A 13,430-nucleotide genomic window follows, 5' to 3' on the forward strand; every position below is an offset into this window, starting at 1 on the left:
GGGCGCGGGTGTCTCGTGGTTTCGCATCCCGGGCAGGCCCGGGGCGGCAAGGTCAGTACATCTTTTTGGGTAGCTGCATGCTGCGAACGCGCTTGTAGTGGCGCTTGACCGCTGCCGCCTTTTTGCGCTTGCGCTCGGCGGTGGGTTTTTCGTAGAACTCGCGCGCGCGCAGGTCGGTCAGCAGGCCGAGCTTTTCAATGGTGCGCTTGAAGCGGCGCAGTGCAACGTCAAAGGGCTCGTTTTCTTTTACGCGGATCGTAGTCATTCGCTCATGTTTTCCAAATGGTGCCCACAGAGGGTCTCCGGGAAGATCGGGCCCGAAGGTTTTGTGTGGCGGGGGTTCCCTGTCTGTGACATTCGTCTTTGGCCGACGGGGCTTGGCCAGTCAAAGCCATGGATTGTAGCCTCTGTCCTTGCGCTGGCGCAATTTTCATTGTGTTGCCCATTGTGTCGGGGGACTGGGTAGCCAGCCAGCCGGTTTGCGCTTGGGCGGCGCTGCAAATCCTCGTGGCACCGACAGGACGCTTGCTGGTGTCGCGGCGGTTTGCGCCTTGCCCTGACACGAACGAAACGCATCGATTTCATGGTGTGCAGCCATTTGCCGGACGGCGCATTGCGCGCCTGTTCCGGTGCGCCTAGTGTCGCGTCACGGATCAGATGTCGTAGGCTGCGCGCAGCCATCGGAGCGCAGCGCAAGGCGCATCGCGCAGCCAATACCGAGCGTATTGGCAAGCGATGCAACGCCGCGATGCGCTTCGATGGCCAGCGCAGACCGACAGATGATCGGTGACGCGACACTAGCCGCACGGCAGGGGCGGCTGGGCTCGTCAGTCGCCGCCGGCGATGCGGCCTGTCCGCCACTCGCCCGGTCACTCGCCCAGATAGGCTGCGCGCACCCCCGGGTCGCTGAGCAGTTGCTGGCCGGGGCCGGTCATGTTGATCAGGCCGGACTCCATCACATAGCCACGGTCGGCAATGGCCAGGGCGCGGCTGGCGTTTTGTTCGACCAGCAAGATGGTCACGCCCAGCGCATACACATCGCGCACCACCTCGAAGATTTTGTCGACCATCAGCGGCGACAGGCCCATCGATGGCTCGTCGAGCAGCAGCAGCTTGGGCTGGCTCATCAGCGCGCGCGCCATGGCCAGCATTTGCTGCTCGCCGCCCGACAGGGTGCCGGCCAGTTGGTCCTTGCGCTCGCGCAGGCGCGGGAAGATGCCGAACATCTTTTCGATGTCGGCCAGGATGCCGGCCTGGTCCTTGCGGGTATAGGCGCCCATTTGCAGGTTTTCGGTGATGCTCATGCGGGCAAAAACCCCGCGCCCTTCGGGCACCATCACCAAGCCTTTTTTGACCAGGTCCCAGGCCCCCTGGCCCTGGATGTCTGCGCCCAGGTATTCGATGTGGCCAGCGCTCGGCGCCAGGGTGCCGGTGATGGCTTTCATGGTGCTGGTCTTGCCGGCGCCGTTGGAGCCGATCAGCGAGACCAGTTCGCCTGCGCGCACTTCAAAGTCCACGCCTTTGACGGCCTGTATGCCGCCGTAGGCCACTTGCAGGCCCTTGACCTGCAGCAGTAGCTGCCGGGATGGTTCGGCCATGGTCAATGTCCTCCGGTGCCCAGGTAGGCGGCGATCACTTGTTCGTCTTTCTGCACGGTGGCCGGTGTGCCTGCGGCGATTTGCTTGCCATAGTCGAGCACCGTCACGCAGTCGCACAGGCCCATGACCAGTTTCACGTCATGCTCGATCAGCAAGATGGTGCGGTTGTCGTTGCGGATGCGGTCGATCAACTCGCGCAGTTGCAGCTTTTCCGTGGCGTTCATGCCGGCGGCCGGCTCGTCGAGCGCGATCAGCTGCGGGTCGGTGGCCAGTGCGCGGGCGATCTCCAGCCGGCGCTGGTCGCCGTAGCTCAGTGTGCGCGCCTTGTAGTCGGCCAACCTGGCGATGCCTACGTAGTCGAGCAGTTCCTGCGCGCGCCGGGCGATGGCGGCTTCTTCGTCCTTGAAGCTGCGGGTGCGCAGCACCGCGCCGATCAGGCCCGATCGGGTGCGGATATGGCGCCCGACCATCACGTTCTCCAGCGCTGTCATTTCGGCAAACAGGCGGATGTTCTGGAAGGTGCGGGCAATGCCGGCCTTGGCCACTTCGTGCACGGCGCTGGGCTCGTAGGCTTTGCCGGCCAACTCGAAGCTGCCGCTGTCAGCGCTGTAAAGACCGGTGATCAGGTTGAAGAAGGTGGTTTTGCCGGCGCCGTTGGGGCCGATCAGGCCATAGATCTGGCTGCGTCGTATGGTGATGCCGACATCGGAGAGGGCTTGCAGGCCGCCGAAGCGCTTGGAGACGCCGACGACCTTGAGCACCACGTCGCTGGCCGAATCCGGGATGTTCCGTTCCATGTTCTGACTTTCCGTGTGCGCTTCCAGGCTTTCAGGTCTTGTGTGTCAGGCTCTTGCCATGCTCGGGCGCAGGCCACAGGCCCCGGGGGCGCAGCAGCATGATGACGATCATCGCCAGCGCGATCAGCAGTTGGCGCAAGATGGCCGAGTCCAGGCGCCCGTCGGTCATCGCCTGCAGCGGGCCGGCCACGTAGCGCAGCACTTCGGGCAGGGCCGACAGCAGCACGGCGCCCAGGATCACGCCGGGGATATGGCCGATGCCGCCGAGCACCACCATGGCGACGATCATGATCGACTCCATCAGACTGAAGGATTCGGGCGAAACGAAGCCCTGGAACGCGCTGAACATGGCGCCCGAGACGCCACCGAACGAGGCGCCCATGCCGAAGGCCAGCAGTTTCATGTCGCGGGTGTTGATGCCCATGGCCTTGGCGGCGATCTCGTCTTCACGGATGGCCATCCAGGCGCGGCCAATGCGCGAATCCTGCAAGCGCCAGCAGATGACGATCGACAGCAGCACCAGCGCCAGGAACAGGTAGTAGTACAGCGTGACGGAGTTGATATGCCAACCGAACAGTTCCAGCCGCTTGCCCAGATCGAGCCCGAGGAACTTGACCGAGTCGATCTGCCCCAGCCCCTTGGGGCCGTTGGTCAGGTTCACCGGGTGGTCCAGGTTGTTCAGGAAGATGCGGATGATCTCGCCAAAGCCCAGCGTCACGATGGCCAGGTAGTCACCGCGCAGCTTGAGCGTGGGCGCGCCCAGCAGCACCCCGAAGAAGGCCGCCAGCAGCGCCGCCAGCGGTATCACCAGCCACAGCGAGGTATGCAGGCCATGGGGGAACAGCGCGGCAAAGGCGGCAAAGTTGTCCGCCAGGTGCGGCGAGGCCATCAGCGCAAACAGGTAGGCGCCGACGGCGTAGAACGCCACATAGCCCAAGTCGAGCAGGCCGGCGTAGCCCACCACGATGTTCAGGCCCAGCGCCAGCAGCACGTACAGCAAGGCCAGGTCGGCAATGCGCACCCAGGCGTTGCCCAAGGATTGCAGCAGCAGCGGCAGTACCAGTAGCGCGATGGCGCCGATGATCCAGTGGATTTTGCTGTTCTTCATGCTGCGCACTCCTCAGGCGCGATCGGCCACACGCTCACCGAGCAGGCCCGAGGGACGCAGTGTCAGGATGACGATGAGCACGACGAAGGCAAAGATGTCGGTGTAGTTGCTGCCCAGCAGACCGCCCGTCAGGGTGCCGATGTAGCCCGCGCCGATGGCCTCGATCAGGCCCAGCAAGATGCCGCCGAGCACTGCACCGGCCAGATTGCCGATGCCGCCGAACACCGCTGCGGTGAAGGCTTTCAGGCCCGGCAAAAAGCCCATGGTGTGCTGCACCGTGCCGTAGTTGGAGGCGTGCATGATGCCGGCGACGGCCGCCAGAACGGCGCCGATGATGAAGGTGGCCGAGATCACCATGTCGGGCTTGACACCCATCAGCGCGGCCACGCGGGGGTTTTCTGCCGTGGCCCGCATGGCGCGGCCCAGGTTGGTGTGGTTCACCAGGTACATCAAAGAGGCCAGCGCCAGCACCGTCACGCCCAGGATCAGGATCTGCGTCGGGGTGATGTAGGCGCCGCCAATCTCGAACGGGGTGCTGGGCAGCAGCGTCGGATAGGACTTGTAGTTGGGCTTCCAGATGATCATCGCCAGCGTCTGCAACAGGATCGACATGCCGATGGCGGTGATCAGCGGGGCCAGCCGCGGGCTGTTGCGCAGGGGCCGGTAGGCGACTTTTTCGATCGTGAAGTTCAGCGCTGCCGCCACCGTGGCGGCGCTGATGGTGGCCAGCAGCAACAGTACCCAACCCGGTGCCATGGGCAGCGCCGCCTGCATCATGCCGATGCAGCTCCAACTGGTCAGGGCGCCGATCATCAGCACCTCGCCGTGGGCAAAATTGATCAGTTGGATGATGCCGTACACCATGGTGTAGCCCAGGGCTATCAAGGCGTACATGCTGCCAAGGACTAGACCGTTGATGATCTGCTGCAGCAAGATGTCCATAGAGAAGTCCTTTGTTGCTTTGTTGGTGTCGTGCCCCGCCTCACCCACATATTCACCCATATCCAGCCATCTGCCCGCCCTGCCCATGCCCGTCCATGCCCCGCTGATGACCCGGCCGAGGTGCAGCCGATGCGGCCGCAGGCCCGGCTGTCAGTGCAACGGTCCCCCAAGCAAGAAACCCGCCAGACAATGCCACTGCAGGTGCTGCGGCGCGGGTTGGCGGGCGCCATTGTAGCGAGATCACCCCTGCGCACCCGTCCCATCCGGGCGGGGTTTTCCCTTGGGTTCTGGCGCAGGCTACCGGGCCGCAGGCGGGCACGAGGCAGCACCCACGGGTGCGTGGGATGCCATCATTTCGATGGCATCAGGCGATTTGTCCATCAGCGGCCATGGCCCCCATGGCCGCCATCGCCGTTGGATCACCCCTGGGCCATCCCCGGGCCATCAGGTCTTGCCGTGTTTGAATCGGGCGATGCCGTCGGCGATTTCCTTGCGCGCGGCGTCGAGTCCTTCCCAGCCCAGCACCTTGACCCATTTGCCCGCTTCCAGATCCTTGTAATGCTCGAAGAAATGGCTGATCGCCTTCAGCCGCATCGGGTTCACGTCCTGCACCTTTTGCCAGTGGGTGTACATGGGCAGCACCTTGTCGGTGGGCACGGCCAGCACCTTGCCGTCGATGCCGGCTTCGTCTTCCATCATCAACAGGCCGATCGGGCGGCAAGGCACGACCACGCCGGGGAACAGCGGGTATGGGGTGATCACCAGCGCATCGACCGGGTCGCCGTCGCCCGACAGCGTCTGCGGCACATAGCCGTAGTTGGTCGGGTAGTGCATGGCCGTGGTCATGAAGCGGTCGACAAAGATGGCGCCCGATTCCTTGTCGACTTCGTACTTGATCGGGTCGGCGTTCATCGGGATTTCGATGACGACGTTGAAAGTCTCGGGAGCGTTCTTGCCGGGGGTCACGTTGTTGAGGGACATGTCTTTGAAGCGTGGGTTGGAAAGCGGCCGCCCGCGCTGCCGGCCTGATGGGCGGCATCGGCAACATCGGGATTAACCCTGATTTTAGGCGCGGCCCCGCCGTCCGCCGGCGGGCGAACGGCGGTTTGGCTGTAAATTGGCCCGGTTGGCCAATCGGCCCTGCTTGGGGCAGGGCACGAGGAAGCAACGCAACGGGGCCACCACCGATGCGTTGGCGCCCCACCGTGCAACACCCCCCCCAAGGAGAACCCAATGGCTGCAGGTTCAGCACTGACATCCCCTCTCATCCTGGCCCTGGTCTGCGCCCTGGCTGCCGTGGCTTACGGCATCTGGGCCAGGGGCTGGATTCTTGCCCAAGACCCGGGCAATGCCCGCATGCAGGAGATCGCGGCCGCCATCCAGGCCGGCGCTGCCGCTTACCTGGCGCGCCAGTACAAGACCATTGCCATGGTGGGCCTGGTGCTGGCGGTTTTGATCGGCCTGTTTCTCGATACCACCACGGCCGTCGGCTTTGTCCTGGGGGCCTTGCTCTCGGGCGCCTGTGGTTTCATCGGCATGAACGTCTCGGTGCGCGCCAATGTGCGCACCGCGCAGGCCGCAACCGCAGGCATAGGCCCGGCGCTGACGGTGGCGTTTCGTGGCGGCGCGATCACCGGCATGCTGGTGGTCGGGCTGGGCCTGCTCGGCGTGACCGCCTGTTACTGGTTTCTGGCCGGCGGCAACCCCGCGCCCACGGGCCAACTGGCCGGTTTGCTCGATCCGCTGATCGGCTTCGCCTTTGGCTCGTCGCTGATTTCCATCTTTGCGCGCCTGGGCGGCGGCATCTTCACCAAGGGCGCCGACGTGGGCGCCGACCTGGTGGGCAAGGTCGAGGCCGGCATCCCCGAAGACGACCCGCGCAACCCGGCGGTGATCGCCGACAACGTGGGCGACAACGTGGGTGACTGCGCGGGCATGGCGGCCGACCTGTTCGAGACCTATGCCGTGACACTGATCGCCACCATGGTGCTGGGCGCATTGCTGGTCACCACCGCTGCGCCCGATGCCGTGGTCTACCCGCTGGCATTGGGGGCCGTGTCCATCATCGCCTCGATCATCGGCTGCTGCTTCGTCAAAGCCACGCCCGGCATGAGGAACGTGATGCCCGCGCTATACAAGGGCCTGGCGATTGCCGGCATTTTGTCGCTGATCGCGTTCTACTTCGTCACGCTCTGGATCATGCCGGACAACGCCATCACCGCCACCGGCAGCCAGTTGCGGCTGTTTGGCGCCTGCGCCACCGGGCTGGTGTTGACCGCAGCACTGGTGTGGATCACCGAGTACTACACCGGCACGCAGTATGCGCCGGTGCAGCATATCGCCCAGGCCTCGACCACCGGCCATGGCACGAACATCATCGCCGGCCTGGGCGTGTCGATGCGCTCGACCGCCTGGCCGGTGATTTTCGTCTGCCTGGCCATCCTGTCGGCCTACCAACTCGCCGGCCTGTATGGCATTGCGGTGGCGGCCATGTCCATGCTGAGCATGGCCGGCATCGTGGTGGCGCTGGACGCCTATGGCCCGATCACCGACAACGCCGGCGGCATTGCCGAAATGGCCGAATTGCCCAGCAGCGTGCGCGACATCACCGACCCGCTCGACGCCGTGGGCAACACCACCAAGGCCGTGACCAAGGGCTACGCGATCGGCTCTGCGGGCCTGGCCGCCCTGGTGCTGTTTGCCGACTACACCCACAAGCTCGAAAGCCATGGCCGCGCGGTCAGCTTCGAGCTGAGCGACCCGCTGGTGATCGTGGGACTGTTCATCGGCGGCCTGATCCCCTACCTGTTCGGCGCCATGGCCATGCAAGCCGTGGGCCGCGCCGCCGGTGCCGTGGTGGTCGAAGTGCGCCGCCAGTTCAGCACCATCGCGGGCATCATGGACGGCAGCGGCAAGCCCGAATACGGCAAGGCCGTGGACATGCTGACCAGCGCCGCGATCAAGGAGATGGTCCTGCCCAGCCTGCTGCCGGTGGTCGTGCCCATTGCCGTCGGTCTGCTGCTCGGCCCGAAGGCGCTGGGCGGCCTGCTGATGGGCACCATCGTCACCGGCCTGTTCGTGGCCATCAGCATGTGCACCGGCGGCGGCGCCTGGGACAACGCCAAGAAGTACATCGAAGACGGCCACCATGGCGGCAAGGGCAGCGAGGCGCACAAGGCGGCCGTGACCGGCGACACCGTGGGCGACCCCTACAAAGACACGGCAGGCCCGGCGATCAACCCGCTGATCAAGATCATCAACATCGTGGCGCTGCTGATCGTGCCGCTGGTGGTCAGATTCCACGGCGGGTGATGTGCAACGCCGCCCCCCAGGCCGCCTGCGGCCGCGCGCCCCCGAACGGGCGACGGGGGGCGGCGCCAGCGGCTTGGCGCGGGCCGCGCCCGGCGCATGTGTCGCGGGGCACGCGCAGCGCCATGGCAAACCGGTGTGCTCCAGCGCCCGGCTGCCCGGCGCCTGCACTTGAAACACAGCAAAAAAGATAGCTGTCGATGCAGCAAGAAATGCGCCAGGGGGCAGTTTTCTGCCAACACAAAACAGCGATCGGGTTCCGGGCAAAATAGCGCCCCATGCAACTGAACCATATCGCCAACGCCTGCGTGGCGTCCGTCTCGGGCCGCAGCATCGCGGTCATCGACCCGTCCGACGGCCAACCCTTCGACGAAATCCAGCGCAGCAACGCCGACGACATCGATGCGGCGGTGCATGCGGCACGCCACTGCTACCGGACGGTATGGCAAAGGCTGGCCCCGGCCGAACGGGGCCGGCTGCTGCAACGGCTGTCGGTCAAAATCCTGGAACATGCCGACGAACTGACCGCGCTGGAGCAGCGCGACTGCGGCAAACCCACCCGGCAGGCGCGCGCCGATGCGACGGTACTGGCGCGCTACTTCGAGTTCTATGCCGGCGCCTGCGACAAACTGCATGGCGCCACCATCCCCTACACCGATGGCTACAGCGTGCTCACCTGGCGCGAACCCCATGGCGTCACCGGCCATGTGATCCCCTGGAATTACCCGATGCAAATCTTTGGCCGCAGCGTGGGCGGCGCGCTGGCAGCGGGCAATGTCTGCGTCGTCAAACCGGCCGAGGACGCCTGCCTGTCACTGCTGCGCGTGGCCCAATTGGCGACCGAAGCGGGCTTCCCACCGGGCGCGCTCAACATCGTCACCGGCTACGGCCATGAAGTCGGCGACGCGCTCGCCCGCCACCCGGACATCGCCCACCTGAGCTTCACCGGCAGCCCCAAGGTCGGCACGCTGATACAGCAAGCGGCCGCCGAGCGCCACTGCCCGGTGACGCTGGAACTGGGTGGCAAAAGCCCGCAGATCATCTTTGCCGATGCCGACCTCGACGCGGCCATCCCCGCCATCATCGCTGCCATCGTGCAAAACGCCGGCCAGACCTGCTCGGCCGGCGCGCGCGTGCTGATCGACACGCTGATTTATGAGCCCCTGCTCGAACGCCTGGGCCAAGCCTTTGAAAAACTGCGGGTCGGCCCCGCCGCGCTGGACCTGGACATGGGCCCGCTGATCCGCCAGACACAGCAGCAGCGCGTCTGGGACTTCCTGTCGGATGCGCAAGTGGCCGGCATCCCGATGGTGGCCCAGGGCATCGTCGTCGACGAAGCGCCCGAAACCGGCTACTACCAAGCCCCGACCTTGCTGCGCGACGTGCCGGTGAACCACCGCCTGGCGCAAGAAGAAATCTTTGGCCCGGTGCTCTCGGCCATGGCCTTCCAGGACGAAGACCATGCGCTGGAACTGGCCAACGCCACACCATTCGGCCTGGTCGCGGGCCTCTGGACGCGCGACGGCGCGCGCCAACTGCGCATGGCCAAGCGCGTGCACAGCGGCCAGGTATTCATCAACAACTACGGCGCCGCAGGCGGAGTGGAACTACCGTTCGGCGGCGTCAAATCCAGCGGCTACGGGCGTGAAAAAGGCTTCGAGGCGCTGTACGGCTTTACCACGCTCAAAACCGTGGCCATCAGACACGGATGATGATCAGGCCCGGCGTCCGGCACCGCCTTGCACACCCCAAGACAATGCACCCGACAATGCACCCCTGTCCCCATGCCCCTGAGCCACACCGTCCCGCCGCTTGCCGCATATCCGCCGGGCGCGCCCCACCAAGGCCATGAACGCAGCGATGGCCTGTGGGGCATCGAAGGCGAAGGTGAACTGCACGGCAGCAAAACCTGCGACGCCCCTGTGTTGCGCCATGCCACCGGCAGCGCAGGCAGTGTCAGCAGCGCAGGCAGCGCCAGAGACGATGGCCAGCAGCCCCCGCGCCGCCTGGGCCAGTGCATCGGGCGGGACTTCGACGGCAGCGGCGTGAAGGAGTTCTTCCCGCCGTTCTACGGCCGTGGCAGCGCAGGGACTGCACCTGCGGCAGCACAACGCCCGGCAGCGCTTGCCGCCGGCAAAACCGGATAAACCCAAGGAGACCTCCATGCGCGTGCAAAACCAATCCATCATCGTCACCGGCGCCGGCAGCGGCATCGGCGAAGGCATCGCCAAACGCCTGGCCGCTGAAGGCGGCAAAGTCATCGTCAACGACATCGATGCCGCCAGCGGCCAGCGCGTGGTGGCCGACATCACCGCCGCAGGCGGCACAGCCAGCTTCTTCCAGGCCGACATGACCCGCTCCGCCCAGGTCGAGGCCCTGATCGACGAAGCCCTGCGCCGCAACGGGCGGCTCGACGTGATGGTCAACAACGCCGGCTGGACACACCGCAACCGCCCCCTGCTCGAAGTCAGCGAAGACGAGTTCGACAAGGTCTACGCCATCAACGTGAAAAGCATCTACCTGAGCGCCATCCACGCCGTGCCGGCGATGCGCAAAGCCGGCGGCGGCAGCTTCATCAACATCGCCTCCACCGCCGGACTGCGCCCCCGCCCCGGACTGACCTGGTACAACGGCTCCAAGGGCGCCGTCATCACCACCAGCAAATCGATGGCAGCCGAACTCGGCCCCGACAACATCCGCGTGAACTGCATCAACCCCGTGTTCAACCCCGACACCGGCCTGTCCGCCGATTTCGCCGGCGGCCCCGTCGACGAGACCCGCCGCGCCAAGTTCCTGGCCACCATCCCGCTGGGACGCTTTTCCACCGCACTCGACGTCGCCAACGCCGTGCTCTATCTGGCCAGCGCCGAAGCCGCGTTCATCAGCGGCGTGTGCCTCGAAGTGGACGGGGCACGCTGCGTTTGATGGCTGTCGTCGGTATTTCGTAATCACTTCGGCCGCCGGAGCCGGGCCACGCCCCGGCCGCAAAGACAGAACGTAAACGAGGACAGAGCACGATGGCACAGAACGACACGAACAAAAAAGGCAGCAACCTCGGCTTCGAGGCCGAGATGTTCAAAGCCGCCGACAAACTGCGCGGCAACATGGAGCCATCCGACTACAAGCATGTCGCGCTTGGTCTCATCTTTCTGAAATACATCTCGGACACCTTTGAGGCCAGGCACAAGTCCCTGCTGGCCGACAACCCTCAAGATGTCGAAGACCGGGACGCCTACCTCGCCGACAACGTATTCTGGGTTCCGAAAGACGCGCGCTGGTCGCACCTGCAAGCCCATGCCAAGCAGCCCACCATCGGCACGCTGATCGACGACGCGATGCGCGCCATCGAAAAAGACAACGCAACGCTCCAGAGCGTGCTGCCCAAGGACTACGCCCGGCCAGCGCTCAACAAGGTGATGCTGGGCGAGTTGATCGACCTCATTTCCGGGATCACCCTCAACCAGGAAGGCCACGCCTCGCGCGACATTCTGGGGCGTGTCTACGAATACTTCCTCGGCCAGTTCGCCGGCGCAGAAGGCAAGCGCGGCGGCGAGTTCTACACGCCCGGCTCCGTGGTGCGCACCCTCGTCGAGATGCTGGAACCTTACCAAGGCCGCATCTATGACCCCTGCTGCGGCTCGGGCGGAATGTTCGTGCAGTCCGAAAAATTCGTGCAAGAGCACGGCGGCCGCATCGGCGACATCGCCATCTACGGCCAGGAATCGAACCACGTCACCTGGCGCCTGGCCAAGATGAACCTTGCGGTGCGCGGCATCGACTCCGACATCCGCTGGAACAACGAAGGCAGCTTTCACAAGGACGAGTTGCGCGACCTCAAGGCCGACTACATCCTGGCCAACCCGCCATTCAATATTTCCGACTGGGGCGGCGACCGTCTGCGGGAGGATGTGCGCTGGAAGTTCGGCGTGCCCCCGGTGGGCAACGCCAACTACGCGTGGCTGCAACACATCGTGCACCACCTGGCGCCGAATGGCACCGCAGGCGTGGTGCTGGCCAACGGCTCGATGTCATCCAGCCAGTCGGGCGAAGGCGACATCCGCCGCGAGATGGTCGAGCAAGACATCGTCGATTGCATGGTGGCGCTGCCGGGCCAGCTTTTTTACTCGACGCAAATCCCGGCTTGCCTGTGGTTTCTGGCGCGCGACAAATCGAACGGGCGTGCGGGCAAAGCCTATCTGCGCGACCGGCGCAAAGAAGTGCTGTTCATCGATGCACGCAAGCTCGGCGTGCTGGTGGATCGGACACGGCGTGAACTCACCGATGCCGATGTTCGACGGATAGCAGGCACCTACCACGCATGGCGCGGTGAGCCGGGCGTGGGTGCGTATGCGGATGTGCCGGGCTTTTGCAAAGCGGCAACACTGGACGACATCCGCAAACACGGGCATGTGCTGACGCCGGGGCGGTATGTGGGCGCCGAAGAAGTCGCCGACGACGGCACCCCTTTCGAGGAAAAAATGCAGATACTCACTGCCGAGTTGAACGCGCAGTTCGCCGAGTCTGCAAGGCTGGAGCAGGCAATACGACTGAATCTGCAAGCCCTGGGGTACAAGCCATGAAAAACGCCAACACGCATTCGGGAGGCCGGCATGGCGGAGTTGAATTTTGACGCGTTGAAGTTATCCATTGCCGCCTTGGAGCAAGGTTTGGAAGAACACGCCCAGTACCCGCAACTGCTTACCGTGAGGGATGGCGTGATTCAGCGTTTTGAGGTGGCCGTTGATATTTCTCAAAAACTGATCAGACGGGTGTTGCAAGAGGTTTATCAGATGGAGCCTGCGCGCATCGCCAAAAATGCCATGCGGGAAGCGGCTGGCATGGCGCTCATTGCCGATGCGGAACGCTGGATCGGGCATGTCAATGCCAGAAACGAAACCTCGCATATCTACGATGCCAGCAAAGCCAATGCCATTTTTGAGCGCATACCCGGGTTCTTGCCCGATTCCACCAGGCCGAAGACGGCCTCATCCGTGTGGATGTGCGCATGGACGGCGAAACGGCGTGGCTGACACAAGAACAGATCGCCCAATTGTTCGAGCGTGAACGCTCTGTCATCACCAAGCACGCCGGCAATGCGTTTGCCGAGGGTGAATTACCGGAAGAGGGCAATGTGCAAATTTTGCACATTGCCCTCTCCGACAAACCGGTGCGGCGATTGCAAAGAATTTCAAGGCACTGGATTTTTGATCATGGCCCAATGGCTTGACGGTGCAATGGCAGAGACGATCAGGAGGCACATATGACAGATAAGAATTTGAATATCACCCCTTTGCAAAATTCCATTTCTCGCCTGGAAGAAGCACTGGAGGTTTACCGAAACGATCCATCGAACACGCTGATTCGTGACGGTTTGATCCAGCGTTTTGAGTTCACTTACGAAGTGAGCCATAAAATGCTCAAGCGCTATCTGGAATGGGCATCCCCTACACCGGAACAATATGACAATGTGGACTTTCAAACGTTGATACGCAATGGCAATGAGCAAGGTTTGTTGCGCGGGGAGTGGGTAGATTGGAAAATGTATCGCGATATGCGCAGCAAGACGAGCCATGCTTATGATGAGCAACTCGCACTGACGGTAGTGAGCGGCATCCCTGCTTTTTTTGCTGAAGCACGACATTTGTACGAGCAACTCAAGATCAGGCTGTCATGAAA

Annotated in this window: 15 protein-coding genes; 8 read left to right on the forward strand and 7 right to left on the reverse strand. The window is 63.9% G+C overall.

The genetic code is table 11. The features are described 5' to 3' along the window. Positions 1-52: 52 nt before the first annotated feature. From rpsU to ppa, 7 genes are all read right to left on the reverse strand, one after another. The gene (rpsU, locus tag VEIS_RS14565) at positions 53-265 is read right to left on the reverse strand and encodes a 30S ribosomal protein S21 (RefSeq protein WP_005799779.1); all 213 of its coding nucleotides are present in this window, start codon (positions 263-265) and stop codon (positions 53-55) included. After that, complete coding sequence (locus VEIS_RS28805) at positions 262-798, reverse strand: hypothetical protein (RefSeq protein ID WP_157048527.1); 537 nt, start codon at positions 796-798, stop codon at positions 262-264. Before VEIS_RS28805 ends, rpsU begins: the two co-directional genes overlap by 4 nt. Before the next feature lie 71 nt (positions 799-869). Further along, positions 870-1,598 carry an ABC transporter ATP-binding protein gene (locus tag VEIS_RS14570; protein ID WP_011810726.1) on the reverse strand — a complete coding sequence of 243 codons (729 nt, stop codon included), beginning with the start codon at positions 1,596-1,598 and terminating at the stop codon, positions 870-872. Positions 1,599-1,600: 2 nt separating this feature from the next. Further along, on the reverse strand, positions 1,601-2,395 hold the full coding sequence (locus VEIS_RS14575; protein ID WP_011810727.1) for an ABC transporter ATP-binding protein: 795 nt from the start codon (positions 2,393-2,395) through the stop codon (positions 1,601-1,603). A gap of 31 nt (positions 2,396-2,426) precedes the next feature. After that, complete coding sequence (locus VEIS_RS14580; protein WP_011810728.1) at positions 2,427-3,503, reverse strand: ABC transporter permease subunit; 1,077 nt, start codon at positions 3,501-3,503, stop codon at positions 2,427-2,429. Positions 3,504-3,515: 12 nt separating this feature from the next. Beyond that, on the reverse strand, positions 3,516-4,445 hold the full coding sequence (locus tag VEIS_RS14585) for a branched-chain amino acid ABC transporter permease (RefSeq protein ID WP_041950064.1): 930 nt from the start codon (positions 4,443-4,445) through the stop codon (positions 3,516-3,518). A 444-nt stretch (positions 4,446-4,889) separates the two neighbouring features. Beyond that, the gene (gene ppa, locus VEIS_RS14590) at positions 4,890-5,426 is read right to left on the reverse strand and encodes an inorganic diphosphatase (protein WP_011810730.1); all 537 of its coding nucleotides are present in this window, start codon (positions 5,424-5,426) and stop codon (positions 4,890-4,892) included. Positions 5,427-5,678: 252 nt separating this feature from the next. Here ppa and VEIS_RS14595 point away from each other — a divergent pair, with 252 nt between their 5' ends. From VEIS_RS14595 to VEIS_RS14630, 8 genes are all read left to right on the forward strand, one after another. Further along, on the forward strand, positions 5,679-7,757 hold the full coding sequence (locus VEIS_RS14595; protein ID WP_011810731.1) for a sodium-translocating pyrophosphatase: 2,079 nt from the start codon (positions 5,679-5,681) through the stop codon (positions 7,755-7,757). 275 nt (positions 7,758-8,032) lie between these two features. After that, positions 8,033-9,466: an aldehyde dehydrogenase family protein gene (locus VEIS_RS14600; RefSeq protein ID WP_011810732.1), complete on the forward strand. Its 1,434-nt coding sequence runs from the start codon at positions 8,033-8,035 to the stop codon at positions 9,464-9,466. Between the two features lie 72 nt (positions 9,467-9,538). Beyond that, positions 9,539-9,901 carry a hypothetical protein gene (locus tag VEIS_RS14605; protein WP_041950065.1) on the forward strand — a complete coding sequence of 121 codons (363 nt, stop codon included), beginning with the start codon at positions 9,539-9,541 and terminating at the stop codon, positions 9,899-9,901. Positions 9,902-9,917: 16 nt separating this feature from the next. Further along, a complete protein-coding gene (locus VEIS_RS14610) occupies positions 9,918-10,679 on the forward strand; it encodes an SDR family oxidoreductase (RefSeq protein ID WP_011810733.1) in 762 nt (253 codons plus the stop codon). Positions 10,680-10,771: 92 nt separating this feature from the next. After that, entirely contained in the window at positions 10,772-12,334 is a 1,563-nt protein-coding gene (locus VEIS_RS14615) for a class I SAM-dependent DNA methyltransferase (protein WP_011810734.1), read from the forward strand. A 30-nt stretch (positions 12,335-12,364) separates the two neighbouring features. Continuing rightward, on the forward strand, positions 12,365-12,784 hold the full coding sequence (locus VEIS_RS14620) for a nucleotidyltransferase substrate binding protein (RefSeq protein ID WP_011810735.1): 420 nt from the start codon (positions 12,365-12,367) through the stop codon (positions 12,782-12,784). Beyond that, positions 12,760-12,981 (forward strand): hypothetical protein, encoded by a 222-nt coding sequence (locus tag VEIS_RS14625; RefSeq protein ID WP_049773927.1) that lies wholly within the window; start codon positions 12,760-12,762, stop codon positions 12,979-12,981. The genes VEIS_RS14620 and VEIS_RS14625 overlap by 25 nt, the downstream gene beginning before the upstream one ends. Positions 12,982-13,014: 33 nt before the next feature. Continuing rightward, positions 13,015-13,428: a nucleotidyltransferase substrate binding protein gene (locus tag VEIS_RS14630; protein WP_011810737.1), complete on the forward strand. Its 414-nt coding sequence runs from the start codon at positions 13,015-13,017 to the stop codon at positions 13,426-13,428. Positions 13,429-13,430 lie beyond the last annotated feature (2 nt).

This window comes from Verminephrobacter eiseniae EF01-2, assembly GCF_000015565.1.
Lineage (GTDB): Bacteria > Pseudomonadota > Gammaproteobacteria > Burkholderiales > Burkholderiaceae_C > Acidovorax > Acidovorax eiseniae.

Bases quoted from the DNA above. Each gene is read 5' to 3' on its own strand.
- rpsU (WP_005799779.1), bottom strand. From the start codon at position 265: ATGACTACGATCCGCGTAAAAGAAAACGAGCCCTTTGACGTTGCACTG.
- VEIS_RS14570 (WP_011810726.1), bottom strand. From the start codon at position 1,598: ATGGCCGAACCATCCCGGCAGCTACTGCTGCAGGTCAAGGGCCTGCAA.
- VEIS_RS14575 (WP_011810727.1), bottom strand. From the start codon at position 2,395: ATGGAACGGAACATCCCGGATTCGGCCAGCGACGTGGTGCTCAAGGTC.
- VEIS_RS14580 (WP_011810728.1), bottom strand. From the start codon at position 3,503: ATGAAGAACAGCAAAATCCACTGGATCATCGGCGCCATCGCGCTACTG.
- VEIS_RS14585 (WP_041950064.1), bottom strand. From the start codon at position 4,445: ATGGACATCTTGCTGCAGCAGATCATCAACGGTCTAGTCCTTGGCAGC.
- ppa (WP_011810730.1), bottom strand. From the start codon at position 5,426: ATGTCCCTCAACAACGTGACCCCCGGCAAGAACGCTCCCGAGACTTTC.
- VEIS_RS14595 (WP_011810731.1), top strand. From the start codon at position 5,679: ATGGCTGCAGGTTCAGCACTGACATCCCCTCTCATCCTGGCCCTGGTC.
- VEIS_RS14600 (WP_011810732.1), top strand. From the start codon at position 8,033: ATGCAACTGAACCATATCGCCAACGCCTGCGTGGCGTCCGTCTCGGGC.
- VEIS_RS14605 (WP_041950065.1), top strand. From the start codon at position 9,539: ATGCCCCTGAGCCACACCGTCCCGCCGCTTGCCGCATATCCGCCGGGC.
- VEIS_RS14610 (WP_011810733.1), top strand. From the start codon at position 9,918: ATGCGCGTGCAAAACCAATCCATCATCGTCACCGGCGCCGGCAGCGGC.
- VEIS_RS14615 (WP_011810734.1), top strand. From the start codon at position 10,772: ATGGCACAGAACGACACGAACAAAAAAGGCAGCAACCTCGGCTTCGAG.
- VEIS_RS14620 (WP_011810735.1), top strand. From the start codon at position 12,365: ATGGCGGAGTTGAATTTTGACGCGTTGAAGTTATCCATTGCCGCCTTG.
- VEIS_RS14625 (WP_049773927.1), top strand. From the start codon at position 12,760: ATGGACGGCGAAACGGCGTGGCTGACACAAGAACAGATCGCCCAATTG.
- VEIS_RS14630 (WP_011810737.1), top strand. From the start codon at position 13,015: ATGACAGATAAGAATTTGAATATCACCCCTTTGCAAAATTCCATTTCT.